This window comes from Streptomyces spiralis, assembly GCF_014654675.1.
GTDB classification, from domain to species: Bacteria; Actinomycetota; Actinomycetes; order Streptomycetales; family Streptomycetaceae; genus Streptomyces; species Streptomyces spiralis.
The window spans coordinates 35,229-61,622 of the sequence record NZ_BNBC01000032.1 but is presented as its reverse complement, the minus strand read 5'-3'; the positions used below and the strand labels follow the sequence as shown (position 1 = coordinate 61,622).

27 protein-coding genes and 2 pseudogenes are annotated in these 26,394 nt (G+C 70.6%); 8 read left to right on the top strand and 21 right to left on the bottom strand.

All coding sequences use genetic code 11. The features are described from left to right. Positions 1-22 precede the first annotated feature (22 nt). The 3 genes from IE318_RS28620 to IE318_RS28610 are packed head-to-tail and all read left to right on the top strand — an operon-like array spanning position 23 to position 2,558. Complete coding sequence (locus tag IE318_RS28620; RefSeq protein ID WP_189904936.1) at positions 23-1,387, top strand: MBL fold metallo-hydrolase; 1,365 nt, start codon at positions 23-25, stop codon at positions 1,385-1,387. 38 nt (positions 1,388-1,425) lie between these two features. Further along, positions 1,426-1,815, top strand: coding sequence for a rhodanese-like domain-containing protein (locus tag IE318_RS28615; RefSeq protein ID WP_189904935.1), 390 nt, complete (start codon positions 1,426-1,428; stop codon positions 1,813-1,815). Continuing rightward, the gene (locus IE318_RS28610) at positions 1,812-2,558 is read left to right on the top strand and encodes a sulfite exporter TauE/SafE family protein (RefSeq protein ID WP_189904934.1); all 747 of its coding nucleotides are present in this window, start codon (positions 1,812-1,814) and stop codon (positions 2,556-2,558) included. Before IE318_RS28615 ends, IE318_RS28610 begins: the two co-directional genes overlap by 4 nt. Before the next feature lie 9 nt (positions 2,559-2,567). On the opposite strand, the pseudogene IE318_RS28605 reads toward IE318_RS28610, so the two are convergent. Further along, positions 2,568-2,842: pseudogene (locus IE318_RS28605) on the bottom strand (metal-sensitive transcriptional regulator). 115 nt (positions 2,843-2,957) lie between these two features. On the opposite strand from IE318_RS28605, the gene IE318_RS28600 reads away from it, so the two are divergent. Beyond that, the gene (locus tag IE318_RS28600) at positions 2,958-3,545 is read left to right on the top strand and encodes a rhodanese-like domain-containing protein (RefSeq protein ID WP_189904933.1); all 588 of its coding nucleotides are present in this window, start codon (positions 2,958-2,960) and stop codon (positions 3,543-3,545) included. A 167-nt stretch (positions 3,546-3,712) separates the two neighbouring features. Then, entirely contained in the window at positions 3,713-4,972 is a 1,260-nt protein-coding gene (locus IE318_RS46160) for an MFS transporter (RefSeq protein ID WP_268256752.1), read from the top strand. A 159-nt stretch (positions 4,973-5,131) separates the two neighbouring features. Here IE318_RS46160 and IE318_RS46595 read toward each other — a convergent pair. Both IE318_RS46595 and IE318_RS28585 read right to left on the bottom strand, forming a co-directional pair. Next, a pseudogene (locus IE318_RS46595) lies at positions 5,132-5,668 on the bottom strand (alkyl sulfatase dimerization domain-containing protein); the annotation flags it as partial. 96 nt (positions 5,669-5,764) lie between these two features. Further along, positions 5,765-6,403 (bottom strand): TetR/AcrR family transcriptional regulator, encoded by a 639-nt coding sequence (locus tag IE318_RS28585; RefSeq protein WP_189904931.1) that lies wholly within the window; start codon positions 6,401-6,403, stop codon positions 5,765-5,767. A gap of 142 nt (positions 6,404-6,545) precedes the next feature. On the opposite strand from IE318_RS28585, the gene IE318_RS28580 reads away from it, so the two are divergent. Genes IE318_RS28580 through IE318_RS28570 form a run of 3 tightly spaced genes read left to right on the top strand, consistent with a single transcriptional unit; the run spans position 6,546 to position 9,561 of the window. Continuing rightward, positions 6,546-7,748 (top strand): acyl-CoA dehydrogenase family protein, encoded by a 1,203-nt coding sequence (locus IE318_RS28580; RefSeq protein ID WP_189904929.1) that lies wholly within the window; start codon positions 6,546-6,548, stop codon positions 7,746-7,748. Next, positions 7,745-8,773, top strand: a complete 1,029-nt coding sequence (locus IE318_RS28575) for a phosphotransferase family protein (RefSeq protein WP_189904928.1) — start codon at positions 7,745-7,747, stop codon at positions 8,771-8,773. The genes IE318_RS28580 and IE318_RS28575 overlap by 4 nt, the downstream gene beginning before the upstream one ends. Positions 8,774-8,802: 29 nt before the next feature. Further along, entirely contained in the window at positions 8,803-9,561 is a 759-nt protein-coding gene (locus IE318_RS28570) for an SDR family NAD(P)-dependent oxidoreductase (protein WP_189904926.1), read from the top strand. A gap of 55 nt (positions 9,562-9,616) precedes the next feature. On the opposite strand, the gene IE318_RS28565 is transcribed toward IE318_RS28570, so the two are convergent. The 18 genes from IE318_RS28565 to IE318_RS28480 all read right to left on the bottom strand — a co-directional run bounded on the left by IE318_RS28565 (position 9,617) and on the right by IE318_RS28480 (position 26,258). Beyond that, positions 9,617-10,657: an MBL fold metallo-hydrolase gene (locus IE318_RS28565; protein WP_189904923.1), complete on the bottom strand. Its 1,041-nt coding sequence runs from the start codon at positions 10,655-10,657 to the stop codon at positions 9,617-9,619. 97 nt (positions 10,658-10,754) lie between these two features. Beyond that, positions 10,755-12,266, bottom strand: coding sequence for a class I adenylate-forming enzyme family protein (locus IE318_RS28560; protein WP_189904921.1), 1,512 nt, complete (start codon positions 12,264-12,266; stop codon positions 10,755-10,757). A 93-nt stretch (positions 12,267-12,359) separates the two neighbouring features. Further along, positions 12,360-12,680: an EthD domain-containing protein gene (locus tag IE318_RS28555; protein WP_189904919.1), complete on the bottom strand. Its 321-nt coding sequence runs from the start codon at positions 12,678-12,680 to the stop codon at positions 12,360-12,362. Between the two features lie 48 nt (positions 12,681-12,728). After that, positions 12,729-13,109 (bottom strand): nuclear transport factor 2 family protein, encoded by a 381-nt coding sequence (locus IE318_RS28550; RefSeq protein WP_030175178.1) that lies wholly within the window; start codon positions 13,107-13,109, stop codon positions 12,729-12,731. Positions 13,110-13,149: 40 nt separating this feature from the next. Beyond that, on the bottom strand, positions 13,150-13,509 hold the full coding sequence (locus tag IE318_RS28545; protein WP_229903797.1) for a nuclear transport factor 2-like protein: 360 nt from the start codon (positions 13,507-13,509) through the stop codon (positions 13,150-13,152). 49 nt (positions 13,510-13,558) lie between these two features. Further along, the gene (locus tag IE318_RS28540; protein WP_229903796.1) at positions 13,559-14,833 is read right to left on the bottom strand and encodes an ABC transporter substrate-binding protein; all 1,275 of its coding nucleotides are present in this window, start codon (positions 14,831-14,833) and stop codon (positions 13,559-13,561) included. Positions 14,834-14,952: 119 nt separating this feature from the next. Then, the gene (locus IE318_RS28535) at positions 14,953-15,573 is read right to left on the bottom strand and encodes a TetR/AcrR family transcriptional regulator (RefSeq protein WP_030175187.1); all 621 of its coding nucleotides are present in this window, start codon (positions 15,571-15,573) and stop codon (positions 14,953-14,955) included. 79 nt (positions 15,574-15,652) lie between these two features. Continuing rightward, entirely contained in the window at positions 15,653-16,801 is a 1,149-nt protein-coding gene (locus IE318_RS28530) for an acetyl-CoA C-acetyltransferase (RefSeq protein WP_189904917.1), read from the bottom strand. Positions 16,802-16,869: 68 nt separating this feature from the next. Next, positions 16,870-17,673, bottom strand: a complete 804-nt coding sequence (locus IE318_RS28525; protein ID WP_229903795.1) for an enoyl-CoA hydratase/isomerase family protein — start codon at positions 17,671-17,673, stop codon at positions 16,870-16,872. After that, positions 17,670-18,455: an SDR family NAD(P)-dependent oxidoreductase gene (locus IE318_RS28520; protein ID WP_189904914.1), complete on the bottom strand. Its 786-nt coding sequence runs from the start codon at positions 18,453-18,455 to the stop codon at positions 17,670-17,672. The genes IE318_RS28525 and IE318_RS28520 overlap by 4 nt, the downstream gene beginning before the upstream one ends. Beyond that, positions 18,452-19,228: an SDR family oxidoreductase gene (locus tag IE318_RS28515; protein ID WP_189904912.1), complete on the bottom strand. Its 777-nt coding sequence runs from the start codon at positions 19,226-19,228 to the stop codon at positions 18,452-18,454. Before IE318_RS28515 ends, IE318_RS28520 begins: the two co-directional genes overlap by 4 nt. Further along, a complete protein-coding gene (locus IE318_RS28510; RefSeq protein WP_189904910.1) occupies positions 19,225-20,493 on the bottom strand; it encodes an acyl-CoA dehydrogenase family protein in 1,269 nt (422 codons plus the stop codon). The genes IE318_RS28515 and IE318_RS28510 overlap by 4 nt, the downstream gene beginning before the upstream one ends. 24 nt (positions 20,494-20,517) lie before the next feature. Further along, positions 20,518-21,492: a phosphotransferase family protein gene (locus tag IE318_RS28505; RefSeq protein WP_189904909.1), complete on the bottom strand. Its 975-nt coding sequence runs from the start codon at positions 21,490-21,492 to the stop codon at positions 20,518-20,520. After that, complete coding sequence (locus tag IE318_RS28500; protein ID WP_189904907.1) at positions 21,489-22,691, bottom strand: acyl-CoA dehydrogenase family protein; 1,203 nt, start codon at positions 22,689-22,691, stop codon at positions 21,489-21,491. Before IE318_RS28500 ends, IE318_RS28505 begins: the two co-directional genes overlap by 4 nt. 17 nt (positions 22,692-22,708) lie before the next feature. Beyond that, positions 22,709-23,854, bottom strand: coding sequence for a thiolase family protein (locus IE318_RS28495; protein ID WP_189904905.1), 1,146 nt, complete (start codon positions 23,852-23,854; stop codon positions 22,709-22,711). Then, complete coding sequence (locus IE318_RS28490; RefSeq protein WP_189904903.1) at positions 23,851-24,231, bottom strand: Zn-ribbon domain-containing OB-fold protein; 381 nt, start codon at positions 24,229-24,231, stop codon at positions 23,851-23,853. Before IE318_RS28490 ends, IE318_RS28495 begins: the two co-directional genes overlap by 4 nt. Before the next feature lie 5 nt (positions 24,232-24,236). Continuing rightward, positions 24,237-25,025: an enoyl-CoA hydratase/isomerase family protein gene (locus IE318_RS28485; protein WP_189904901.1), complete on the bottom strand. Its 789-nt coding sequence runs from the start codon at positions 25,023-25,025 to the stop codon at positions 24,237-24,239. Between the two features lie 183 nt (positions 25,026-25,208). Next, a complete protein-coding gene (locus IE318_RS28480) occupies positions 25,209-26,258 on the bottom strand; it encodes an alcohol dehydrogenase catalytic domain-containing protein (RefSeq protein WP_189904899.1) in 1,050 nt (349 codons plus the stop codon). Between the last annotated feature and the right edge of the window lie 136 nt (positions 26,259-26,394).

The window sequence follows — 26,394 nt, the reverse complement described above, 5'->3', positions numbered from 1 at the left end:
CTTCACTGGAGTGGAGCATCGCATGTTCTTCATCGACACCCTTGAGATCGCCGGCCTCGGCAACCGCAGCTATCTGGCGGGCGGCGAACGGACGGCAGTGGTGATCGATCCGCCTCGTGACATCGAGCAGGTGATCGCGGCTGCGGCGCGGCGCGGCGTGCGGATATCCCACGTGGTCGAGACGCACCTCCACAACGACTACGTCACCGGCGGCCTTGAGCTGGCGCGGGTCACGGGCGCCGCCTATCTCGTTCCCGCCGCGGCCCGCGTCTCCTATGAACGCGTACCCGTGCACGACGGTGACCGCTGGGAGATCGAGGCCACCGCCGGACTGGCGCTGCGGGCGCTCGCCACCCCCGGCCATACCCCGCACCACACCTCCTACGTCCTGGAGGCGGGCGGCACGGCGGTCGCGGTGTTCAGCGGCGGCTCGTTGCTGATCGGCACCGTCGGCCGGCCCGACCTGGTCGAACCGCGGCTGACGGAAGACCTCGCCCGGGCCCAGTACGCCTCCGCGCACCGGCTGGCCGCCGAGCTGCCCGACGAGACGGCGGTACTGCCCACCCACGGCTTCGGCAGCTTCTGCTCCTCCTCCCAGACGGAGGGCGAGTCCACCACGATCGGCAAGGAGAAGGCGGCCAACGAGGCGCTCACCCGGAACGTGGACACCTTCGTCGCGGACCTGCTGGCCGGCCTGGACGACATACCCGCGTACTACACCCACATGGGCCCGGCCAACGCCGAGGGACCGGCACCGGTCGACCTCACCCCACCCGCCGTCGCCGACCCCGAGGACATCGCCGCCCGGCTGGCCGCCGGTGAGTGGGTGGTCGACCTGCGCAACCGTGTCGCCTTCGCCGAGAACCACCTCGCGGGTTCCTTCAATTTCGAGGCCGAGGGGCAGCTCGCCACCTACCTGGCCTGGCTGATCCCGTGGGGCAAGCCGGTGACCCTGCTCGCCGAGTCGCCCGAGCAGCTCGCCGCCGCCCAGCGCGAGCTGGTCCGCGTCGGCATCGACCGGCCGGCCGCCGCTGCCACCGGAGAGCCGGCCGACTGGGTGCGGGACGGCGAGGCCCTCGCCTCCTTCCCCAGGGCCACCTTCGCCGACCTTGCGGCGCGCTCCGGGGACGGCATCGTCGTCCTGGATGTCCGCCGGGCCTCCGAACGGGCGGCCGGCTTCATCGAAGGCTCTGTGCACATCCCCCTCCACGCCCTGCACTCCCGTATCGGCGAGGTGCCGGCCGGTCAGGTGTGGGTGCACTGTGCGGGCGGTATGCGCGCCGCCATCGCCGCGTCCCTGCTGGATGCGGCCGACCGGGAGGTGGTGGCCGTGGACGACTCCTTCGCCTCGGCCGAGGCGGCCGGGCTCACCGTCGGCGCCCCATGACCAGGCCGGAGAACCGAGGACGAACAGGAGCGAGAACCATGCCGAGCCTCTTTCGACGCAGTGGAAGCAGTCCGGGACGGGTGACGGTGCAGGACGCCGCGATCCGCACCGGTCATGCCGCCGGACGGGGTGGTGACGCTCTGCTGCTCGACGTACGCGAACCCCACGAGTGGCAGGCCGGGCACGCGCCCGGCGCCGTACACCTGCCCCTGACGGCGCTCGCCGCCGGTGCCGGACTGCCCGCCGCAGCACAGAGCCGGCAGCCCGTCGTCGTGATCTGCCGTTCGGGCAACCGCTCTCAGCGGGCGGCCGAACTGCTGCTCGCCAGAGGCGTGGAGGCCGTCGACGTGATCGGTGGCATGCAGGACTGGGCCGGTGCCGGACTGCCGGTGGTGGACGCGCACGGCAGGGACGGGACCGTTGCATGAGTGCCGTGATACTCGCGCTGATCGCCGGTGCCGTCATCGGTCTGGCCCTTGGCGCGCTCGGGGGCGGCGGCAGTGTGCTGGCCGTGCCCGCCCTGATCTACCTGCTGGGTTTCACCCCGGTCGCGGCGACCACCGCGAGCCTGGTCATCGTCACCGTCACCTCCGCCACCGCGCTGTCCGCGCACGCCCGCGACGGCCAGGTCCGCTGGCGTACGGGGCTGCTGTTCGCAGCTGCGGGAATCGGCCCGGCGATGCTGGGCGGGGCGCTCGCCGGTCGCCTGCCGGCCGCCGCGCTGGCCGTGTCCTTCGCCGTGGTCGCGGCGGTCGCCGCGATACGCATGCTGCGGCACCGCCCGGCGCCGGGGACCGCCGCACCGGTACGGCCCGTCCGGGCGGCGGCCGCAGGCGCCGGGCTCGGCGCGATCACCGGCGTGCTCGGCGTGGGCGGCGGCTTCCTCGCCGTACCGGCACTGGTCAACGTCCTCGGCATGCGGATGCGGGCGGCGGTGGGCACCAGCCTGCTGGTCATCACCATCAACTCGCTCGCCGCGCTGGCCATGCGCGCCGGAACGGCGAGCGGCCTGAACTGGGCCGTCATCGGACCGTTCGCCGGCGCGGCGATCCTCGGCGCCTGGGACGGCAAACGCCTGACGGCCAAGCTGCCCGGGGACTCCCTGCAACGCGTCTTCGCCCTCGTCCTGCTCACGGTGGCCGGCTTCATGCTGGTGGACACGGTGGCGTGACGGCCGCCCTCACGCCAGTGACAGGAACAGCCTCTCCATCCGCGCGCGCATCGCCTCCGCGTCCTGCCCGACTCGATGTCCGCCACGCACTGTTGCAGCCCGGTGGCGATGATCGCGAAACCCGCCCGGTCCAGCGCCCGCGAGGCCGCGGCCAGCTGCGTGACGACCTCCTCGCAGTCCCGGCCCTCCTCGATCATCCGGATCACCCCGGAGATCTGCCCCTGCGCCCGGCGCAGCCGGTTCAGCACGGCCTTCAGGGACGTGCCCTCGAGCTCCAGTTCCACGACCACTCCTCTGCATATACCCCCAGGGGTACTCGCCGTCCCGGTTCGGGACGGCGACGACCAGACGACCAGACGACCAGACGACCATCAAGAGACGACAAGGATCACCGCTGTCATGACCAGCCCCCTCGCCCCCACCACGCTCGGCACCGACGAGGCCCGAGAGCGACTCAGCGAACTCACCGTCATCGACGTCCGCACCCCCGGCGAATACGCCTCCGGTCATCTCCCGGGCGCCCTCAACATCCCCCTGGACCACATCCGCCGCGCACTGCCCGAGATCCGGCACGCGGCCGGGCGCGGAGACGTCCTCGTGGTGTGCGCCTCCGGTGCCCGCTCGGAGAAGGCCTGCAAGCTCCTGGCCGAACAGGGCATCCCGACCGCCACCCTCGCGGGCGGCACCACCGGGTGGGCCGCGCAGGGGCATGACCTGCACCAGCCCGCCGTGTGCGACACCCGGGCCCACTGGAGCATGGAACGGCAGGTCCGCTTCACCGCCGGAGCGGTGGTGCTCCTGGGGCTGCTTCTCGGCCTGCTCGTGCACCCGGCCTTCCAACTGCTCTCCGCCGGCATCGCGGGCGGCCTCGTCTTCTCCGCCGTCACCGACACCTGCGGCATGGCGGCCATGCTCGGCAAGTTGCCGCACAACCGGCCCCGCGCAGCCGACCTCGACGCCACGCTCGCCGCGCTGCGCGGCCGCTGAGCCGGAGCGACCAGTCCCGTCCGGAAACCGGAGGATCCGATGGGTTTTACCGACGCCCACCCACCGCCGCTCGTCCGCACCGGGCTGAGCAACAGGGCCTTCGCTGCCGGCCTCATCGGCGGCTCTGGCGACCGTGGGGCCACCGGCGACTGTCTCGCGGAGGACTCGTGACCATCGCAGCCGAGGCAAGCGGCATACGGCTCGGGATGCGCGCCAACCTCGCCCAGTTCACCCTGCTCGTCGCCGTCAACGCCCTGGTCGGCGGCATGCTCGGCCAGGAACGCATCGTCCTGCCGCTGCTGGCCCGTGACGACTTCCACCTGACCGCTTACACCGCCGCGCTGACTTACATCGTGGCCTTCGGCGCCACCAAGGCGATCACGAACTTCTTCGCCGGCACCCTCTCCGACCGCTACGGCCGCAAGCCCGTGCTGGTCGCCGGCTGGCTGGTGGCGCTGCCGGTGCCGGCGCTGCTGATCTTCGGACCGGCCTGGGGCTGGATCGTCCTGGCCAACGTCCTGCTCGGCGTCAACCAGGGCCTGACCTGGTCGACCACCGTCATCATGAAGATCGACCTGGTCGGACCGGAACGGCGCGGCCTGGCCATGGGCTTCAACGAAGCCTCCGGCTACGTCGCGCTGGCCGCCACCGCCATGGCCACCGGCGCCATCGCCGCCCATTGGGGGCTGCGGCCCGGCCCCTTCCTCCTCGGCGCCGCTTACGCCGCCCTCGCCCTGGGCCTGTCCACCCTCGCCGTCCGCGAGACCAGGGGCCACGCCCGCGCCGAGGCCGCCCGCCACCCTGCACCCAAGAACCCCGACCACCACGGCGAGCTGACCACCGGCCAGGTCGCCCGGATCACCAGCTTCCGTGACAAGGCCCTGTCCGCCACCAGCCAGGCCGGCATGGTCAACAACCTCAACGACGCCCTCGCCTGGGGCATCTTCCCCCTCCTCTTCGCCGCCCACGGCCTGTCCGTCGCCGCGATCGGCGTCCTTGCCGCCCTCTACCCGGCGGTGTGGGGATTCGGGCAGCTGTTCACCGGCTGGTGGTCCGACCGGATCGGCCGCAAACACCTGATCACCGCCGGCATGCTGATCCAGGCCGCGGCCATCGCCCTGGTGGCGATCGGCAGCAGCTTCCCCGTCTGGGCCACCGCCCTGGTCCTCCTCGGCGTCGGCACCGCCCTGGTCTATCCGACCCTGCTGGCCGCCATCGGTGACGTCGCCCACCCCGCCTGGCGCGCCCGCTCCGTCGGCGTCTACCGCCTCTGGCGCGACGGCGGCTTCGCCGTCGGCGCCCTGCTGGCCGGAGCCATCGCCGACGCCTACGGCCTGACCACCGCCATCTGGACGGTCGCCGCCCTCACCGCCGCCTCCGGCCTGATCGTGGCGGTGCGCATGTACGAAACCCACCCTCAGACCTGAGTGCGGGCCACGGTCCGACAGCACACATCCGGGCCCTGACCAAACTTGCTGGTCAGGGACCGGTACTCCCCAGTGAGGCGGCGCCAAAATTCGAACCTGGGAGGGCGTGGTCCCCGAGGCCAGCGCAAGGAACCGGTCCTTCGGGAGACTCAGGGTCGCGTCGGGGGCATCCGCGGTCTTGTCGACCCGGAGCACGCTGTGGCGGAGCTCCAGCCGGGCGCGTTCACCACTGTCGCTGAGCACCATGTCGACGACGAGTCGCTGCGCTCCGGCGCGGCTCGGTACGAGGTTGTAGCGGAAGGAATCGAGAAGCCCGACAAGCGGTGTCGAGGACGACGTGAACGTCTTGCGGACGAGACCGCTGACGGCCGCGGGATCGAAGGCGCCTTCGAGCTCCAGCGCGCCGGTGAGGTAGAAGTTGCGGCGCAGTGCGTTCTGCTCGGCGTAGCCGAGGAGGCGCAGGCCCGCGGCCTTGAGCAGGCGGGCCTCGCGGTCCTCGGTGTCGACGCTGACGCACAGGCCGGCCGGCTCTGCGCACCACTGGCCGTCGCCGTCGTCGAACGCTGCTCGTGCCGTCTCGAGGCCGAGGTCGGCCGCGGCAAGATTGCCGATGTCTCGCTTGACCAGCGACCAGACGCCCTCCTGCGGGTTGAGGTCCGGAGCATCGCTTCGTGGACGCGATGCCCTCGAACTCATCCCTCGATCCTGGGTTGATGAGGCTCCACGGCGTCGCCGTTCTCCACGCGCACTCAGGGCGTCAATCGCCGGGTCGCCCTTCCCGCAGGCGCCCCTTCAGGCCCTGACACCCACGATCCGCAGCGCGATGTCGCCGTACTGGTAGGCGAGTTGATCGACGGAGAACTCGCCGCCCTCGTGGAACCAACTGGCCACGCCGATGCCCATGTCGAGGATCGAGTACGAGGCGATCCTGGCCGACTGCAGGTGGAAGGTGCCCTCGGCCACGCCCCGCTCGATGAGTTCGCGGAAGCGGCGCTCGTAGTCGCTGCGACCGCGGAGGACCCGGTCCTGGTCGGGCTGTTCCAGGCTGCCTATCTCGCGGTTGCCGACGAAGGCCTCCAGGCGATGGCGTGCGTGGTAGCGGATGTGCGCCTCCACGGAGCGGCGCAGCTGCTCCCGCACGTCGTCGGTGCCTATGACGGCTGCCGTGTTGTCCGCGATGAGCTGCTCCATCGTCCCGATCATGATTTCGGCGAGCAGCTCGTGCTTGGAAGCCACGTGTTTGTAGAGGCTCGGGCCGCGGATGCCGACGGCGGCTCCGATGTCGGTCATGGTGGTCGCCCGGTATCCCTGCTCGGCGAAGAGCCGCAGCGCGGCCTGCCGGATCGCCGACCGGCGATCGGCCGCCCGGGTGTCCTCCGGTTGCGCGGGCCGGTGCGGTCGTTCGTACGACCCACTCCGGGATGAGGTCACGCGAACTCCAAGCTTTCCAAGAGCTATCACCGATTAGCTTCTTCCACCTCGCCTCAACTGATCACTATAGCGCGAACCCTTGACACGGCGCCCCTCCGTTGCCTGTGATGGCTAATGGTCATTAGCCAACTCGGGAGTGAACGTGTCCATCAGCTTCGAGATCGATGAGAAGGTCACCGGCATCGCACGGCGTACCACCGAGTTCGTACGGGATGTGGTGCTGCCCGCGGAGGAGTCGTGCGGGGGGAACGTCCACGACGGGCCGGAGCCGCTGCGGCGCCGGCTGCAGGAAGCGGCGCGGTCGGCGGGGGTGTTCGCGCCGCATGTCAGCGCCGAGTGGGGTGGGCTCGGGCTGGATCTGCGTGGCCAGGCAGTGGTGTTCGAGGCAGCGGGATACTCGCTGCTGGGGCCGCTCGCGCTGAACTGCGCGGCGCCCGACGAGGGCAACATGCACCTGCTGGAGGTGGTGGCCACCGAGGAGCAGAAGGAGCGGTATCTGCGCCCACTGGCAGCCGGTGAGGTGCGCTCCTGCTTCGCGATGACCGAGCCCGCACCGGGCGCTGGATCCGATCCACGGGCGCTCACCACGACCGCGACGAGGGTCGAGGGCGGCTGGCGGATCGACGGCCGCAAGTGGTTCATCAGCGGCGCTGACGGAGCGGCCTTCGCCATCTGCATGGCCCGCACCAGCGGCGGCCCCGGTGACGCGGGGGGCGCGACGATGTTCCTCGTCGACGCCGACAACCCGGGCATGAAGATCGTCCGGAACATCGACACGTTGGATCAAGGGCTGTTCGGCGGGCACAGCGAGGTCGCCTTCGAGGGCTGCGTGGTCGGTGACGACGCCGTGCTCGGCGCGGTCGACGAGGGTTTCACGTATGCGCAGGTGCGCCTAGGGCCCGCACGGATGACCCACTGCATGCGCTGGCTCGGGGTCGCGCGCCGGGCACAGGACATCGCCCTGGAGCGGGCCGCGGATCGCTCGGCGTTCGGCAAGCCGCTGGCTGAACTGGGCATGGTGCAGCAGCTGTTGGCCGACTCCGAGATCGACATCGAGACCAGCCGGGCGGTGCTGTGGCGGGCCTGCTGGGAACTGGACCAGGGCCGCTCGGCCGCCCAGCACACCTCGATCGCCAAGACCTACGTCTCCGAGGCCGTGAACCGGGTGGTCGACCGGGCCGTGCAGGTGTGCGGCGCGCTCGGCATCTCGAAGGACGCCCCGCTGTCGCGGCTGTACCGGGAGGTGCGGCCGTTCCGTATCTACGACGGGCCGTCCGAGACGCACCGCTGGGCCATCGCCAAGCGCGCGGTGCGGGCGGCGCGGGACCGGCGGGCCTCGCTGTGACGGCGTCCGAAGCGACCGTCGTCGGCATCGACGTGCCCGCACTGCAGCACTACTTCGAGCGCCATGTCCCCCAGTGCACGGGCCCGCTCGGGATCCGGCTGATGCACGGCGGGCGCTCCAATCTGACGTATCGCGTGAGCGACGGAACGCACACGTGGGTGCTGCGCCGGCCACCGCTGGGTGTGCTGACGCCGACCGCGCACGACATGGACCGCGAGTACCGCGTGGTCGCCGCGCTCGGCGGCACCGGGGTGCCGGTCGCCGGGGCGGTTCTGTCGTGCACGGACCCGGACGTCATCGGAGCGCCGTTCTGCATCGTGGACTTCGTGGAGGGAGTCGTGCTGCGCGACGGCGACGAGGCCGCGGCGCTGGAGCCCGCGGACGTGCGGGGCGCCGCCGACGCACTCGTCGACGCCCTCGTTGCCCTGCACGCGGTCGACCCCGTGGCCGTCGGACTCGGCGACTTCGGCCGCCCCGACGGCTACCTGCACCGGCAGGTGCGACGCTGGCGCGGGCAGTGGGACAAGGTCGCCACGCGGGCGCTGCCCGACCTCGACGCCCTGCACGACCGGCTCGCCCGCGCCGTGCCCGCGAGCGGCGCACCGACGATCGTGCACGGCGACTACCGCCTCGACAACACCATCCTGGCGCCCGGCGACTTCGGGCGGATCGCCGCAATTGTCGACTGGGAGATGGCCACGCTCGGCGATCCACTCGCCGACCTCGGCATGCTCCTCATGTACTGGGACCCGACCTGCGAACCGGTACTCGGGGCGCGCCACGTACCGACGGCCCATCCCGCGTTCCCTGTCGGCCACGAGCTGGCCGAGCGATACGCCGCGCGCTCGGGCCGGGACATCTCTGCGCTGCCCTTCTACCAGGCTCTGGCCTGTTTCAAGCTCGCCGTGATCGCGGAAGGCATCCACGCCCGCTATCTCGCGGGCCGCACCGTCGGCGCCGGGTTCGGGCAGGTCGGCTCCGCGGTCCCCGCGCTGCTGCGCTCGGGGCTGGAACTGCTGCCGTGACCACCGCCCCACCGACCGGAGGAGATACCGTGCGAGACCGACTGTCCGGAATGATCGCCCTGGTGACCGGCGCGACCGGGGGCATCGGCGATGCCGTCTCACGGCGGCTCGCCGCCGAGGGCGCCGCCGTGGTGGTGACCGATGTGGACGCCGACCGCTGTGCGCACCTCGCGAAGGAGCTCTCCGCCGACGGCACGCGGACTCTGGGCCTCGCCCTCGACGTGAGCGACGAGGACGCGTGGCGCGCCGCGATCCAGCGCGTGGTGGCCGAGCTGGGCGGCCTGTCCGTGCTCGTCAACAACGCGGGGATCGCGGAGATGCGGACCGTGGAAACGGAGACCCAGGAGTCCTGGGACAAGGTCATCGCGGTCACCCAGACCGGTGTCTGGCTCGGCATGAAGTATGGCGGGCCCGCGATCGAGCGCTTCGGTGGCGGTTCGATCGTCAACATCGCGTCGATCTTCGGTACGGTCGGCGGTTTCGGCAGCCAGTTCTCGTACCACGCGGCGAAGGGCGCGGTGCGGCTGATGACGAAGAACGCCGCGCTGCACTGGGCCGAGCGCGGTGTCCGCGTCAACTCCGTCCACCCCGGCTTCATCGAGACGCCGCTCTCGCGCGAACTGTGGCGCGGCACGCCCCGGCACACCGCGATGGTCGAGGGCACCCCCATGGCGCGGCTCGGCCGGCCAGACGAGGTCGCGGGGGCGGTCGCGTTCCTCGCCTCGGCGGACTCCAGTTTCGTGACCGGTTCGGAGCTGTACGTGGACGGCGGCTGGACCGCCCGGTGACACGTGTGAGGGGCGCGGCAGTTGCCGCGCCCCTCGAAGCTGTCACCCGGGTCGGTCAGCGCACCCGCGTGTACTGGTTCACCCCGCCCACGAGCGCGACCGTGGCCCACCCCCGCAGCACCAGGACGTCCAGGTGGGCCGCCGTCTCGTTGACCGCGAGCATCTGGTTGAAGGCACTGAGCTCGCCGAAGGGCACGTCCCGGCGCGTCCAGCCCAGGGCGCGCGCCACCGCGTGGGCGTCGAGTGTGGCGTCTCCCAGCGCCGCCAGGCTCTTGGCCAGCCGGTCGTCGTGGTGCGTGAGCAGCTCGGCGACGCGAGTGTGGGAGCTGTCGGCGACCGGTCCATGAGCGGGCAACAGGCGCGTGTCCGCGTACCGGGTCATGAGCCGAAGCGAGTCCAGGTAGTCGGCCAGGGGACGGCCCCCGGGTTCGGCCAGTTCGAAGCCGATGGACGGGGTGATGTGCGGCAGCACATGGTCCCCGGAGAACAGCAGCCCGCGTTGTTCATCGAGGTAGACCACATGTCCCTTGGTGTGTCCGGGAGTCGGCACGACGCGCAGCTCGCGGTCGCCGAAGCACAGGGTCTCCGCGCCGAGCCAGCGGTCCGGGGCCTCCCACACGCTCGGGTCGTAGCCACCGTGGTCCATCGCCTGGATGTGGTCGGCCAGTTCGCCGGCGCCTGCCCGGCGCAGCGTCTGAAGGGAACCCGCGGGTTCGTCGCTGCGCAGCCGGCCGAGCATCTCCAGGCCTGGCCGTTCGCCCGCGCCCAGGTAGACGCGGGAGCCCAGCAGCCGCCGGAGTTCTACGGCATTCGTGTAGTGGTCACGGTGGATGTGGGTGACCAGGATGTGGCTGATGTCGTCGAGGTCGCGGCCGATGGCGGCCATGGCCTCCTCAAGCGCCTTGCGCGCCTCGGGGATAGCCCAGCCGCCGTCGATCATGACGATGCTGTCGTCGTCCGCCATGTTCTCCAGCAGATAGACGTTGACGGCGTGCAAGCCATCGTTGGGCAGTGGCAGCGGCACGCGGTGCACCCCGGGCTGCACGGTCTGGACTCCGGCCGCGGCCCAAGGGCCCTGGTCGAACCGCATTGTCATGACTCTCCCTTGCCGGCTGGTGCGCCGTGGTCGGTTTCCTTCGTGGTGTGGACCGTGCCCCTCGCGTGAGCGCGCGGCCTTCGGCGGCCCCGTCCCCTCAGGCCGGGTCGGGGGTGCGTGCACGCAGTCGACGCGCCAGTTCACCGGCCCCGGACCGGTCGAGCTTGCCGACCTTGGTCTGGGGCAACTCCTCTATGCTGTACGCGAATTCGGGCCACTTGCTCTTGGACAGGCCTACGTGTTCCAGGTGAGCGGTGATCTCCGCCAGATCGATGGCGCCGCCGTCCTCGGTGACGACGAGCAGGGCGATGCGTTCGCCGAGCACCTCGTCGGGGACGGCAGTGACGCAGGCCCTGGCCACGCGCGGAAAGGCGGCCACCGCCCGCTCGATCTCGGTGATGTCGATGTTGCGGCCGCCACGGATGATGATGTCCTTCTCGCGGCCCATGATGGTGACGGTGCCGTCCTCGTGGGTCATCAGCAGGTCGCCGGTGGGGAAGTAACCGTCCTTCGTCAGCGCAGGCGGCTCCACCCGGCCGTCGCGCGCGTAGCCGAGGAAGAGGGACGGACCGCGCACGTGCGCCCGACCGGACACACCCGGTGCCGCTCGGGTGCCATCGGGGGTGAGCGCGCGCAGGTCCGTGCCGGGAAAGGGGCGGCCGTCCCTGCCGAGCCGGATCTCCTCGGGGTCGTGGGGGTCCGGCGAGGTGTGGCCGAGGCACTCGGACATGCCGAAGACACGCAGGATCTTCGTCCCCAAGGACTGTTCCGCGCGGGCGAGAGCGCCGCGGTCCATCGGCCCACCGCCCACCGTGATCGCTCGCACTCCCCCGAGGACACCGGAGCCGTCCGCTTCGGCACCCATCTGGAGTGCCATCGTCGGAACACACATGGTCCAGCGGACGTCGGTCTCGGCCATCCGCCGCAGCGCCACGGCCCGGTCCCACTTCGCCGTCAGCACGAGCGGGCCACCCAGCAGAAGGGAGAGGTAGACGCCGAAGCAGTACGCGGCCGTCGACGACAGCGGCACGATCGCGGCCACCGCGTCGCCGCGCGTGAGGCCGTTGATCTCGATGGTGCTCGAAGCGGCGTAGCGCAGGGCCGCCTCTGACTGCACGACTCCCTTGGGTCGCCCGGTCGAGCCGGACGTCAGCCCTATGAGCGCGCCGCCCGACCAGCGCGACACGTCATACGCCCCGGGTGCGGACCGGCAGACCCAGCCGTCGAGCACCGTGCCCGACCGGCCCGGCGGCACCAGGTCGGACACGCCCCATTCGTCCATCGCCGAGGGCTCGGCGACCACGGCGTCCGGGCGGATGTCCTCGTAGGCGGCGGCGAACTCCGCGCGCGTGGTGTGCCGGTTGACCACCGCGAGGACGCCTCCCGTCAGGCCCACGGCGAGGGTGCCGGCGACGGTGCGCCATGAGTTGTCGGCCTGGAGCGCGACGGTGCCGCCTGCTCCGTCGGCCCCACCGGGGAACATCACCTCGGCGAGCCTGGCCGCCTCGGCGAGCAGTTCGCGCGCCGTGTGGGCGCCCGAGTCGTCGATGACGGCGACGAAGTCCTCCTGCTCAGCCCTGAGTTGGAACTCCCGCACTACCTGTTGCATCCCACTTCCTCGCTACGCTGTACCGAACTCCGTGATAGCCGTGTGGCGCGTGCCGTGGTGCCTGGTGCTGTGCCGATGACATGAGGCGGGGCCTCAGCCGGTGAACATCTCCGCTTCGTGGCCCATCACCGCGACACGGCGGCCCTTCATGTCCCCCACCTGCGCGACCGCGTCGGCCCACTCCTTACTCTCGAGAGCCTTCTTCAGGTCCTCGGGGGAGTCGAAGCCGAGCACGGAGATTCCGTCCCAGCCCTCGGAGCGCCGCTCCAGGGCCTGGTCGATCTCGGTGTGCCGCCAGGCGCGCAACCCGGGCAGGCGGTAGGTGAGTTCGGCGTGGTCGCCGCGCCACCAGTCGATGAACTGCTCGTGCGTCCATTCCGGGGGGCGGGCTGCCAGCAGGACGAGGTTGTACATAACATGCCTCCACGTACGGTCAGTTGACGGTGGAAAAGGACGTCGGGGTCAGTCGAAGCGGATCTCGGACGACCGGCCGATCAGCAACCGCTGCAGGCGGTTCTGGTCGTCCACGCGTCCGGCGGCGACGAAGCTCGCCTCGGGGACACCCTCGCGCCGCACCTCGCCGAGGAAGAGCTCGTCCTGGCCGAGCGTGGTCGCGGACAGGAGATGGTGGGTGCGCGTTCCCCGCTCGCGCTGTTCCAGATAGCCGACCAGTGCGGCCCGGTCACCGGCGAAGTCGGTCGCCTTGCCGTCGCCGGTGGAGAACAGGATGGAGAGCGAGAAGTCGTCGCTGATCAGGTCGAGGATCCGGTCTGGCGTGTCACTGTCGAGGATCTCGAACCAGGCGGTGAGAAAAGGGGCCGCGGCGGCCGTGGTCTCAGTCATGTCGGCTTCCTTTCGGCGCGGTCGGTGGCCGCGCACGTGACTACTCCGGCAGATCGATGAGGTCGTACGTCGTGGTGAAGTACGACTGGTAGCGGGCCATCCGCCCCTCGGGCGTGACCACGGCCGCCGACAGGAAGGATCCGACGGCCTTCCCGGACTCGGTCACCACTCCGTACACGGTCTCCAGATCACCGTCGCAGCTGTGCCGGAGGATCTTGTGCTCCCGCTCCACGGCATTGCGGCCCGCTATGTAGGCAGCGAAGTCCGCTTTGGACCGTCCTGTCGCCTCGCGACCCGGCAGGGTGATGAGGAAGCGGAAGTCCGGTTCGAGGAGGTCGAGCGTCTGCTCGGGGTCGTCACTGTCCATGCGTGCCATGTATGCGAGCAGTACGTCGGCCATGGTCGGTCCTTTCGTCGGGTGGAGGCGCCGCGCGCGACAGGAGGGGATGTCAGTCGCGGGTCGGCGGGGTGAAGAAGTCGCCCTGCGACTCCCAGCGGCCGTTTCTGACGACGACCTTCTGTAGGTCACGGGTGCCGAGGTGCCGGCCGGGGCCGAAGTCGAGAACCGGCCCGACGCCTGTGTCGACGCCGCGCGCGTTCTCGTAGGCCCGGGTCAGCGATTCGCTGGTGACCGGCCCGTCGATGGTCTTGGCGATCTCGACGAAGGCCTTGGCCGCTTCCCATCCCCACAGGGTGATGAAGTCGGCCGGCTGCCCCGGCTCGTACTTCGCCATCGCCGCGCGGAACTCCTTGATGGCCGGGTCGTCGTCGTGCGGCGACTTGACGAGTTGCAGCGCCTTGACCCCTTCGGCCGCCTTGCCGGCCAGGGTCAGCGTGGCCTGTGCCGCCACGGGTGCATAGCCGTACACCGGGGCGGTGAGCCTCTGCAGCCGCGCTTCCTTCAGGTAGGAAGCGGTCTCGGCCGCCGTGAGGATCAGCACGACGGCGTCAGGCTTCTCGGCCCTGACCTTGCTGATCACCGGGCTGTAGTCGGTCGTCTGGTACTTCACCGTCAGCCGTTTCACCTGGACCGACGGATCGGTCTTGTGGGCAGCCGGCTCGATCTCCTTGCCGACGTTCACGAACGCCGCCGGATCGCTGTGCACGACGACCACCTTCTTGGCTCCGTCCTGCACCACCCACTGCCCGAGTGCGGCCGCCTGGTCCTCGTACAGCGTCTGCAGACCGAACAGCCCGTCGCGAGCCGGCTCGTACCAGGACGCGTCGCCGCCCAGCGTGTTGAGCACTGGCACCTTCGACTGCTCGAGCACGAAGGGGAACGTGGCCTGGGTCTGGGAGGTGCCGTTGGTCGCAACGATCGCCACGACCCCGTCCTGGTCGACGAGCCGACGGGCGATCTGGACGGTCTGCTGCGGATCGTTGGCGTTGTCCTTGACGATCCAGTCGATCGTGCGGCCGTTGATCCCACCCCGCGCGTTGACCGACTTGAAGTACGCGTCGGCTCCCGCCCTTTCAGGGATGCCGAAGGAGGCCAGCGGGCCGGTGAGCGGGAACCACGCGCCGATCTTGATGACCTTGTCGTCCCCCGCCGAGGGGCTTCCCGTGCCACAGGCGTTCGCCATCAGGGCGAACGTCGCGGCGAACGCGGCGATGAGCGCGCGCGTCGTGCGTCGTCGCATGACCCCTCCCAGATCAACCTGAGTTAAGTTCAATTCAGTTCGGATGTTAATCCCGCGGAAACGCGGCTGGCAATGGTCGGTCACGCATCGATCACCGCGCCCCAGGCGAGATGGCCTCGGACAACGGCGCGGCCCCCTGGCGGATATCCGCCAGGGGGCCGCGAAGGGCGGGACCAGTCAGTGGTTCCGCATCGATATCGCTGTCAGGAGGCGACCATGCGTACGCAGGCGCCCTCGATCAGCTCGCTGATCTCCGACAGGGGTGTGGGGCCCGAGGGCCGGTACCACCGCCACACGCTGACGATCAAGCCGAGCACGCTTCCGCCGAGAAGCTGCGCGTCCCGCAGCGGAAAGGCGCCCTGGGACATGCCCTTCACCAACAGGTTCGTCCAGTCCCTCTCGACGACCTGGACCAGCTGCCGGGCCGCCACCCGCTCGGCCTCCTCACGCTTGGACCTGCGGGTACCTGAAAGCAGATCCATGTGGTTCTGCAGGATGCGCATCTGCAGAACCTCGTGCGGGGATACGTCGTACGCGGCACGGACCGCGGCCCGCAGCGCCTCGACGGGGTCCTCCACGTCCTTGGTCGCCTCGACGAACCGGTCGTGCGAGCGCTCCAGCTCAAGCCGCATGATCGTGAGCAGACAGTGGGTCTTGGACTCGAAGTAGTGATAAAGGGCGGTCTGGCCGATACCGACACGCTCCGCCACGGTCGACCACTTGGTGGCCTCGAAGCCGGCCTCCCCGAAGCAGTCCACAGCGGCCGACAGGATGGCGGCCCGCTTGGACCGGGGCCCCGCCTCCGGTTCAACAATCCTTGTCATGGTTACTCTCCTGGCCGTCACTCACCGTGGTCGTAGCCGAGAGTAGACCCAAGTTGAACTCAGTTGCCAGCTGGATGACTCACTCCCGTTCGAGCACAAGCGCGTTCGCCATGCCGCCGCCCTCGCACATCGTCTGCAGACCATAGCGACCGCCGGTCCTGCGCAGCTGGTGAACCAGCGTGGTCATGAGCCGGGCGCCCGTGGCGCCGAGCGGATGTCCGAGCGCGATCGCCCCGCCGAAGGCGTTGACCAGCTCGCGGGGAGCACCGATCTCCTTCTGCCAGGCGAGGACGACGGAGGCGAAGGCCTCGTTGATCTCCACCAGGTCGATCCGGTCGATCGTCAGACCGGCCCGGTCCAGGACCTTCTCGGTGGCGGGGATCGGACCGGTCAGCATGTGGATCGGGTCGGAGCCGACCACGGCCATGGTGTGCACCCGCGCGAGCGGGGTCAGACCGTGGAGGCGCACGGCTTCCTCGGAGGCGATCAGGAGGGCGGCGGCACCGTCGGAGATCTGGCTCGACACGGCGGCGGTCAGCCGGCCGTCCTCGGTGAGGGGCTTCAGGCCCGCCATCTTCTCCAGGGTGGTGTCGACGCGCGGGCCCTCGTCGACGGTGAGACCGAAGGCGGGGACGATCTCGTCGTCGAAGTCGCCGGCCGCCTGGGAGGCGAGCGCCCTCTGGTGGCTGGCGAGCGCGAACCGCTCCATGTCCTCGCGGGTGATCCCCCACTTCTCGGCGATCAGCTCGGCGCCCCGGAACTGCGACACCTCCTGGTCCCCGAAGTGTTCGCGCCAGCCGTCGCCCGCGAACGGGCTGCCGAGGCCCGCCTGCTCACCGACGAACATGGGGCTGGCGATGGGCACCAGACTCATCACCTCCACTCCGCCGGCCACCACCAGGTCGGCGGCGCCGGAGCCGACCGCCTGGGCGGCGAAATGGACAGCCTGCTGGGAGGATCCGCATTGCCGGTCGATGGTGGTGCCGGGGACGTGTTGCGGCAGTCCCGCCGACAGCCAGGCGGTGCGGGCGATGTTCCCGCTCTGGGCGCCGATCTGGCTGACGCACCCGAAGTAGACGTCGTCGACGGCTGCCGGGTCGACGCCGGTGCGCTCCAGCAGGGCGCGCAGCACGTGTGCGCCGAGGTCGGCGGGGTGGACGCCGCTGAGCGTGCCCTTGCGGCGGCCGACCGGGGTACGGACGGCGCCGACGATGAATGCTTGCGACAAGGTGGGCTCCACGGTGTTCGGGGGTGGGGTTCGGGGGCGGGGCGTGGGACGAGGAACGGCGAACAAGGTCAGGTTCCGGGAGTGCCGGACGCGGCCCGCGTGAAGTCGGGCGCCCGCTTGCCGAGGAACGCGGCGACGCCCTCGCGACCCTCGGCACAGGCGGCCGCGGCGGCGAGTGCGCGGGCCTCACGGTCCAGGTGCGGGCCGAGTGGCGACGTCAGCCCGTCCGCGACGAGCCGACGCGTGGCGCCGAAGGCGGCGGTGGGGCCGCGCAGCAGGTCCGCGGCCGTCCGCGCGGTTTCCGCGAGCAGTTGACCGGCGGGGACGACACGGCTCACCAAACCAAGCTCGGCAGCTTCCGAGGCCGAGGCCCGACGGTTGGTCAGCAGCAGCTCCAGGGCCCGCTTGGGGCCGATCAGACGCGGCAGGAACCAGCTCACTCCGGCGTCCGGCGAGTACCCGATCGCGGTGTACGCCGCGGTGAACGAAGCGTTGTCGGCGGCCAGGGTCACATCGGCCGCCGCGGCCAGTCCGATGCCCGCGCCGGCGACCGCGCCCTGCACGGCGGCGACCATGGGCGCGTCGAGCGCGGCGAACGTGCGCAGTGCCTCGTGCAGGGCATCCGTGACCGCGATGAGGTGCTTCCCCAGCGCCTCGCCGGACAACTTGGAGAACTCTCTGAGGTCGCCGCCGACGCAGAAGGACTTCCCTTCGGCGGTGAGCAGCACGGCCCGAACGGACCCGCGCTCGCAGGCGCGTGCCGCATCGAGGAGTCCGCGCGCGGTCTCCAGGCCGATGGCGTTGCCTGCCTCGCCCCGGCGCAGCGTGACGTGGGCCAGGCCGCCTTCGTCGATCTCCGTGGTGACCGTCATCGCGCGGTCCATCCGCCGTCGACGGTCAGGACCTGTCCGGTGCAGTACGTGGAGGCGTCCGAGGCGAGGAACAGCAGCGCTCCGTCGAGTTCCTGGGCCTCGCCGCCACGTCCCAGCAGGGTGTTGCGGTCGACCCAGCGGCTGGAGCGCTCGTCGGCGAAGAGGTCCGCGGTCATCTCGGTGCGGAACCAGCCCGGGGCGAGTGCGTTGACGCGCATCCCGTCGCGACCCCACTGCCCGGCCAACTCCCGTGTCAGGCCGATGAGTCCGGCCTTGGACGCCGCGTAGCTCGCACCGCCGAGGGGCGCGGCCGAGACCAGGCCGAGGATGGAGGAGACGTTGATGATGCTCTTGCCGCCCGTCGATCCCATCTCGGGTGTGGGCGCCTCGGCGACCAGTCGGGCCAGGTGGAACGGCGCAGTGAGGTTCACGTCGAGGACCTCGGCGAAGGCGCTCGGGGGTTCGTCCTCGGCGCGCGTCTCGCCGGATGTGGCCGCATTGTTGACCAGGATGTCGACGCGGCCGGTGGCGGCCAGCGCGGTGTCCACCAGCCTCGTACGGTCGGCTTCGTGGGAGACGTCGCAGGCCACGGGGTGGAGGCGGGCGTCGGAGTCGGCGAGTTCCTTCAGCCGGTCGATGCGGCGGGCGGCGGCGAACACGGTGGCGCCCGCCTGGGCGAGGACGCCTGCGAACCGGGCGCCGAGCCCGGAGGAGGCGCCGGTGACGAGGGCGGTCCTGCCCGCCAGGGAGAACAGTTCGGCGGCGGGGCGCGGGGCGCTCACTCGTCCACCCCGATCGGCAGGGCGGTCGCACCGCCGTCGAGCACCAGGGTCTGGCCGGTCATCCAGGACGAGGCGTCGGAGGCGAGGAACAGGGCGGCGTTCGCCACGTCCTCGACCGTGCCGAGGCGCCGCATCGGCAGCTTGGCGGTGAGGAGCGGCTCGCGGACCTCCCACACGGCGCGTGCCAGCTCTGTCTTGATGAGTCCGGGAGCGATGGCGTTCACTCGTGCGCGCGGACCGAGTTCGTAGGCGAGCTGCCGGGTCATGTGCAGCATGGCGGCCTTGGTGGCGTTGTAGTAGCCGATGTGCGGGTCGACGATCAGTCCGCCGACGGAGGCGATGTTGACGACCGCTCCCCCGTGCTCGGCCATCCAGGCCCGCCAGACGTAGCGGGTCCAGGCCAGCATGCCGTACTGGTTGACGCGGACGGTCTTCTCCGCGCGTGGCAGGTCCAGATCGATGAGGTCGCCGTTGTAGGGGTTGGTCGCGGCGTTGTTGACGAGGATGTCGACCCGGCCGAAGCGGGTCATGGTCCCCTCGATGCAGGCCTCGGCCTGGTCGGGTTCGCCGGCGTTGGCGACCACCGTGTGGATGTCGCCGTCGCCCTTGACGCGCAGCAACTCCTCGCGTGCCGCGGCGAGTCCGGACTCCTTGCGTGCCGAGATCACCACGTGGGCGCCGACCGCGCGGTAGGCGGTGGCAATGCCGAGGCCGATGCCGCGGGATCCGCCGGTGATGACGGCCACCTTGCCGTCGAGGGTGGGGGCGCTCACGCCGCACCTGCCTTCGTCTGGGAACGCGTCTGGGTCTGCGTCAGAGCCTGTGTCTCGGACTTCTTCTTGTAGGGGGCGAGTTCCTGGCGGGCCACGGTGCGCAGATGCACCTCGTCGGGACCGTCGGCGATCTTCAGGGCCCGTGTGATGGCGTACAGCCGGGCCAGTACGGTGTCGTCGCTCACGCCGGCCGCGCCGTGGGCCTGCACCGCGCGGTCGACGACCTTGTGGGCGACCTCCAGGGCCGCCACCTTGATCGCGGCGACCTCCATGCGTGCGGCGGCATTGCCGACGGTGTCCATCAGCCAGGCCGACTTGAGGACCAGGAGCCGCAGTTGCTCGATCTCGATGCGGCTGCGGGCGACCCACTCGCGCACCACGCCCTGGTCCGCGAGGGGCCCGCCGAAGGCCTCGCGCTCGGTGACGCGCTCACACATCAACTGCAGGGCACGCTCGGCGAATCCGACGGCGCGCATCGCGTAGTGCATGCGTCCCGGACCGAGCCGCCCCTGCGCGAGCGCGAACCCCTCGCCCTCTCCTCCGAGGATGTTCTGCATGGGTACGCGGACGTCCTCGAAGAGCACGTCGCCGTGGCCGAGCCGGTCGGTGTAGCCGAACATCGGCAGGTCGCGCAGGACGGTGACGCCCGGGGTGTCACGGGGGATGAGCAGCATGCTCTGCTGCCGGTAGGTGGGCGCGTCCGGGTCGGTCTTGCCCATCAGGATGATCAGCCGGCAGTCGGGGTCGAGGATCCCGGAGGTGTACCACTTGCGGCCGTTGACGACGTACTGGTCGCCGTCGCGGGTGATGCGGGTACGGATGTTGCGGGCGTCGGAGCTGGCGACCTCGGGTTCGGTCATCGCGAAGCAGGAACGGATCTCCGCGGCCAACAAGGGTCGCAACCACTGCTGTTGCTGCTCTGGAGTGCCGTACAGGGCGAGCAGTTCCATGTTGCCGGTATCGGGCGCCGAGCAGTTGAAAACCTCGGGGCCGATGATGGAACGCCCGGCCAGCTCCATGAGCGGCGCGTATTCCAGGTTGGTGAGTCCCGCACCCCAGTCGCCGTGCGCCATGAAGAGGTTCCACAGGCCCTCGGCACGGGCCTTCTCCTTCAGCTCGGTCATCACCGGCGGCAGTGCGTGCGGGTCGTCCGCCTCCGCGAGCTGCCGGTCGTACACCGCTTCCGCGGGAAAGACGTGCTCCTCCATGAACGACCGTATACGGCACTGGAGTTCACTCGCGCGCGGCGAGAATCCGAAGTCCACGATGGCTCCTGTTATGGGTCTGGGTCAGCCGAGGATGTCGCGCGCCGTACGGATCATCGCGGCGATGGTCGGCGGCAGTCGCTCCTGGTCCGGGTCGTGGTGCTTGCCCTCGCGGTGCCGGCGCAGGTTGTGGCCCATGATCGCGGCCATCTTCATGCGGCCGAGCGCCCGGAACCAGTCCATCGCGGGCAGCTCGGGCCCGCCGTCCCGGTAGGCGTCGAGGAGTTCGGCCTCAGTGGGCAGGCCGGGCACCGCCCGTCCCAGCTGCGGGAAGTTGTGGTGGTCGGCGAAGAGCAGGAACCAGCCGAGGTCGATCCGCGGGTCGCCGACGCTCCAGATCTCCCAGTCGACGACGGCGGTGGCACGCTCGCCGACGTACAGCACGTTGCCCAGCCGGAAGTCGCCGTGCAGCAACACGGGCGGGAGTCCGTCGGGCACGTCCTCGGCGAGACGAGCGAGCAACTCCTCGCCACCTGGCCGCAGTTCGACGGGAACGGCGTGCATGGTGCGGCTCCACCGCTCCAACTCACATGTCGGATCCGAGGGTTCGGGTGAATTGAGAGCGGCTCCCCTTACGTCGGCGACGTGCAGGCTGCGCAGGACGCGGGCGCTGTCCAGCATCCGCGCCCGCGCCGTCGCGGCGGGCACCTCGGGCTCGTCGAGGACGGGCTCGACGGCCTGCCCGACGGCGAACTCCATGGCGAACCAGGCGGGTTGGCTATCGTCGACGGCGGCGACCCCCGGCACGGGCACCGCCGAGCCGGCAAGCGCGCGCAGGACCCGCGCCTGGCGCAGCACGTCGTTGCGCCCGACAGGCCGCTGCCCCGGGGGCACCGCCTTGACGACGTACTTCGCTTCCCCTGCCGTGACCGAGTACGTCAGTCCGGAGTGTCCGCCCGGCAGCGTCTCCAACTCCTCCATGGACACGCCCGGGTGGAGCGCTGCGAGCCGGTCTCGTACGCGCTGGGCGAGTGCGGCAACGGGGGTGGCCGTGCTCATCGGACAGGCTCCTTGGGCAGGCCGAGCACGCGCTCGGCGAGGATGTTGTGCTGGATCTCATCGGTGCCGCCCGCGATGCTGTAGCCGGGCGCGCCGAGCAGGTGCTCCGTCCAGGCGTACGTCCCCCACTCCCCCGTGTCGGCGACGAGGGACGGGCCGAGCAGGTCGGACACCAGGTCACTGGTGCGCCGCATCGTCTCGGTGGCGTACAGCTTGCCGACCGAGGCCTCCGCGCCGGGTTCCCGTCCGGCGACGAGCGCGCCGGTCACCCGAAGCCCGATCAACCTCTGCACGAGGGCGCGTACGTAGAGGTCGGCTGCTTGCTGCTGTTCGCCGCCGGTGAGGGGGCGGGGCAGGTTCCGCGCCAGGTCCAGAGCCCGGTCCGCGTTGTCCAGGCCGAGGTTGCCGGAGTCCAGGCGTTCGGCGGCGAGGACGCTGAGCGTGACTCGCCAGCCCTCGCCCACCGGGCCGAGCCGGTCGGTGTCGGGGACGACGACACCGTCGAGGTAGACCTCGTTGAAGCTGGCGCCGCCGGTCATCTGCCGGATGGGGCGCACGGTCACGCCCGGCGCGTCCATGCGGACGAGGAAGACGGTGATGCCCGCGTGCTTGCGTACGTCGGGGTCGGTGCGGCACACCGCCACGCCCCAAGTCGCGACGGTCGCTCCGGAGGTCCATACCTTGTGTCCGTCGAGGACCCAGGTGTCGCCGTCGCGCACCGCCTTGGTGCGTACCGCGGCGAGGTCGGAGCCCGCCTCGGTCTCCGAAAAGAGCTGGCAGGCCAGTTCGTCGGTGCGCAGCATCGGGCGCAGCCAGCGTTGTTTCTGTTCGTCGGTTCCCCAGATGCCGATCGCGGGGGCGACGAGTTGCTGGGTCACGGGGAAGATCTCGGTGCGGTGCGGGACGTCGAAGGCTGCTTCCTCGGAGCGGTAGAGCTGCTCGTAGTAGGCGGGCAGGTCGCGTCCCCCGTAGGCGGCCTGCCAGTTGAGCGCCCCCCATCCCTGGTCGTAGCGGGTGCGTTCCCATTCCTGGGTGCGGGCGGTGTGCTCGCGCTCCTGCTCATCGGTCCAGTTCTCGAACACGGCGACCGAGTCGGAGCCGCTGCCCCAGGCGCCGTCGGCGGCACGCGGCCGGGCGACCGTGGCGAGCCACTGCCGGGCCTGGGCGCGGAACTCCTCGGGTTCGGGGATTCCCCTCATGTCTTGCACACCTCCGTTCAGCGGGACAGCACGGTGCAGGCGCTCACGCCCGGGGCGCCGTACACGTGGGTGAAGCCGACCCTGGGCGCACCGGGCACCTGGCGTTCGCCGGCGGCTCCTCGCAACTGCTGGACGATTTCGTAGACCTGGCGCAGGCCGGAGGCGCCGATGGGTTCGCCGTTGGCGATGCAGCCGCCGTCGGTGTTGACCGGCAGCTGTCCGCCGATCTCCGTGGCGCCGGCGGCGATGAGCCGCTCCTGTTCGCCGTCCTCGCAGAAGCCGCACTCGGCCAGATGCATGACCTCGGCGCCGCTCTCGGTGTCCTGGAGCTGGCAGACGTCGACGTCGCCGGGGCCGATCCCCGCCTCCTCGAAGGCGGCGGCGGAGGCGTCTCGGCTGACGCTGGTCAGCTCGCCCCCGGGGATCCAGGGGCTGAACACCTCGAATGAGCCGAACCGTCGGGTGCGTACGGCCGCGGAGCGCAGCGTCACCGCGGGGGTGTCCAGGGTCCGGGCGACCTCGGGGGAACAGAGCACGAGGGCCGCGGCGCCGGCGCCCGGGGAGCAGAACATGTAACGCGTCAGCGGGTCGCTGACCATGCCGGAGTCGAGGATCTCCGCGGCGGAGACCGGCTTGCGGCGCCAGGCCTCGGGGGTGCGGGCGCCGTTGCGATAGGCCTTCTCGGCGATCAGTGCGAGGGTGTGTGGCGTGATCCCGTGGTCGTACATATAGCGCTGGATCTTCATGCCGAAGAACTGCGTGGTCACCATCAGCCCGTCGCTGCCGTACTCCTTGCCCAGGCCCCAGTCCTCGGGCCTGGGGTCGAAGGCGCCGCGCGGGTGCTTGTCGAAGCCGACGGCGAGGACGACGTCGGCCATGCCGGAGCGGATGGCGTTCACGGCGGAGATCAGCGCGCTGCCTCCGGTCGCGCAGCCGTTCTTGACGTTCACGAACGGCAGTCCGGTCAGGCCGAGTTGGGTCACCAGTGTGTCGGCGAGCCCGGCGCTGTCGCTGCCTCCGAACGCGGCCCCGACCCGGGACCACTCGATTCCGGCGTCCGCGAGCGCGGCGCCCACCGCGCTGACGGCCAACTGTCGGCCGCTTGCCTCCGACCGGCCGAACGGGGTGCGTCCGGCGCCGCAGATCAGGACGTCGCCGCTCATGAGTCCTCCTCGCGGGTGTGCGTGGGCCGGGCCCGTGGCACGCCGTCGCCGGCGGTCACGGTGAGGGGCATACCGATCCGGATCTCGTCGAGGCCGTCGACGTCGAGCACCGCGGCCACCCGCACGCCCTCCTTCAGCTCTACGTAGCCGAGGGCGAACGGTGTGAAGCCGCCGGGCGGTTCCTTGTACGGCGGTGACTTGGGCGCGTACCGCTGCACCGTCCAGGTCCACAGCGTGCCCGCCCCGGACAGGGCCGCCGGGGTGGCCGGCCCTCCGCAGCGCGGGCACGACTCGTCCGCGGGGTACACGGTCACCGAGCAGCCGGAGCAGTGCGAGCCCTGGAGTCCGGCGGCCGGCCTGCGCGGAAGCGTGGTCATCCGGATCAGCGCCCCGCCCACTTGGGTTCGCGCTTCTCCAGGAACGCCGAGACTCCTTCGTTGGCGTCCTCGGAGTTGAGCGCCACGCCCACCGCCAGGTGCTCCATCACCATCAGAGACTGGGTGTCGGCGTCGAGGCTGCGGTCGATCGTCATCTTGGTGAGCCACATCGTGAACGGGCTCTTGTCGGTGAGGTGGGAGATGAACTCCTCGACCTTCTCGTCCAGCTTCTCGGCCGGGGCGTGGTCGTTGATCAGGCCGAACTCGGTGGCCTCGATACCGGACAGCAGCTTGCCGGTGAGCATGAGCTCCTTGGTCTTGCGGATGCCGATCATGCGCGGCACCCGGTAGATCGGCCCGGCTCCGCCGAACAGCGCACGGCGGATGTGGAAGTCGCCGATCTGGGCGTCGTCCGCGGCGATCGCGAAGTCGCAGGAGATCATGATCTCGAAGCCGCCGGCGGTGACATGGCCCTCCAGGACCGCGACCGAGGGGGTCTTCATCGAGTACAGGCGGTCGCACACCTTGGCGGACTTGACCGCGACGTCGATGGCGTTCGACTTGCCGACGAAGTCCGCCTTGAGGCTGTCGAGGTCGAAGCCCGAGCAGAAGGTGTTGCCGCGGCCGCGGAACACCAGGACGCGCAGCTCAGGGTCTGCGTCGACCTCGGTGATGATCTCGTCGAGGCGGTCCAGGATCGGCACCGTGACGCAGTTCTTCTTCCAGGGGCGGTTGAGCCAGACGCGGGCGACATGGCCGTCACGCTCGAACTGGATCTCGTCTTCCACTGCCATCTCTGATCCCTCCGGTTCAAACTGAACTGAATTCATTACGAGTCTGCGGAGCTGGTGATCCACTGTCAAGGCCAGATTCGAAATCGGTTCAGTGGAATCACGCAGGGTACGCGCGGAGTCAACCCCCACCACCCGTGGGCATGCTGGAGATGCCGGGCACATGGGGGATGCCGGAGGCACGAGCTACGTCGGGCAGCCGGGGATGTCGACAAGCACCTTGACCCGCCGCGCGTCGCGCACGTCATGCAGTCCCGCCACGGCGTCCGCGAGCGGAATGTGCTCGATCCAGCCTTCCGTCGGGAAGCGGCCGGCGGCCATGTGCGCGAGGACGCGCTCGAAGACGCCGTCGGGGTACGCCTCGGAGCCGAGCAGCGCGAGTTCGGCCAGGCGCAGGACGGAGGCGTCGATCGCGACCGGCTCCGAGTACAGGGCGACCATCACGACCGGCGCCCTGGCGGCGAGCGAGCGGATGGCGGCGTTCAGCGCGTCCACCCGGCCCGCGCACTCGATGGCGGCGTCAACACCGCGCCCGCGGGTGTGCCGCATGACCACCTCGACCACGTCGACCTCGCCCGGGTCGAGCACGCGGGCGCCGTGCCGCTCGGCCGCGGCCCGGCGGGACGGCGAGGGTTCCACCACGAACACGTCGTCGACCCCGTTCGCCTTCAGCGCGAACAGGGCCCCCATGCCGACCGCACCCGCGCCCGTCACCAGCGCGCTGCCGCCGTGCACACCGGCGCGCTCCACGGCGTTGAGGGCCGTCGCCATGGGCTCGACCAACGCCCCCTGCTCCAACGGCAGCCCGTCGGGCAACCGGTGCACGGACCCCGCCGGCACGACCACGTACTCGGCAAGCCCACCGCCGGGCGAGGTCACGCCGATCGCGGCGAGGTACGCGCACAGGTGATCAAGGCTGGCCGTACAGCGCGGGCACTTCCCACAACTGCGGATCGGCCGGACGCAGACCCGGTCGCCGGGCGCGGCCCGCTCGACACCTTCCCCGCAGGCGACCACGGTCCCGGCGAACTCGTGCCCCAGGGTCTGCGGCAGGGTGGCTCCGGTCAGCGGGTTGGGCTCGTGCGTGGCACGAGGCGTCTCGAAGTACTCGTGCACATCGGTCCCGCAGATCCCCGCGTACGCCACGCGGATCTTCACCTCGCCGGGGCCCGGCTCGGGTTCGGGCATCTCCTCGATCCGTAGATCCTTCGTTCCGTACAGCCTGGCGGCGAGCATCGCTCCTCCTAGGAATCGCTCCCTCATGACACCCCGAGACTGACACCGAACTGAACTGACTTCAATCTTTTCCTTGAGACTTGCACCTACTTCGGTTCAATATGGAGGGCGTCCGCCCACCCGTATCCGCCCCTGC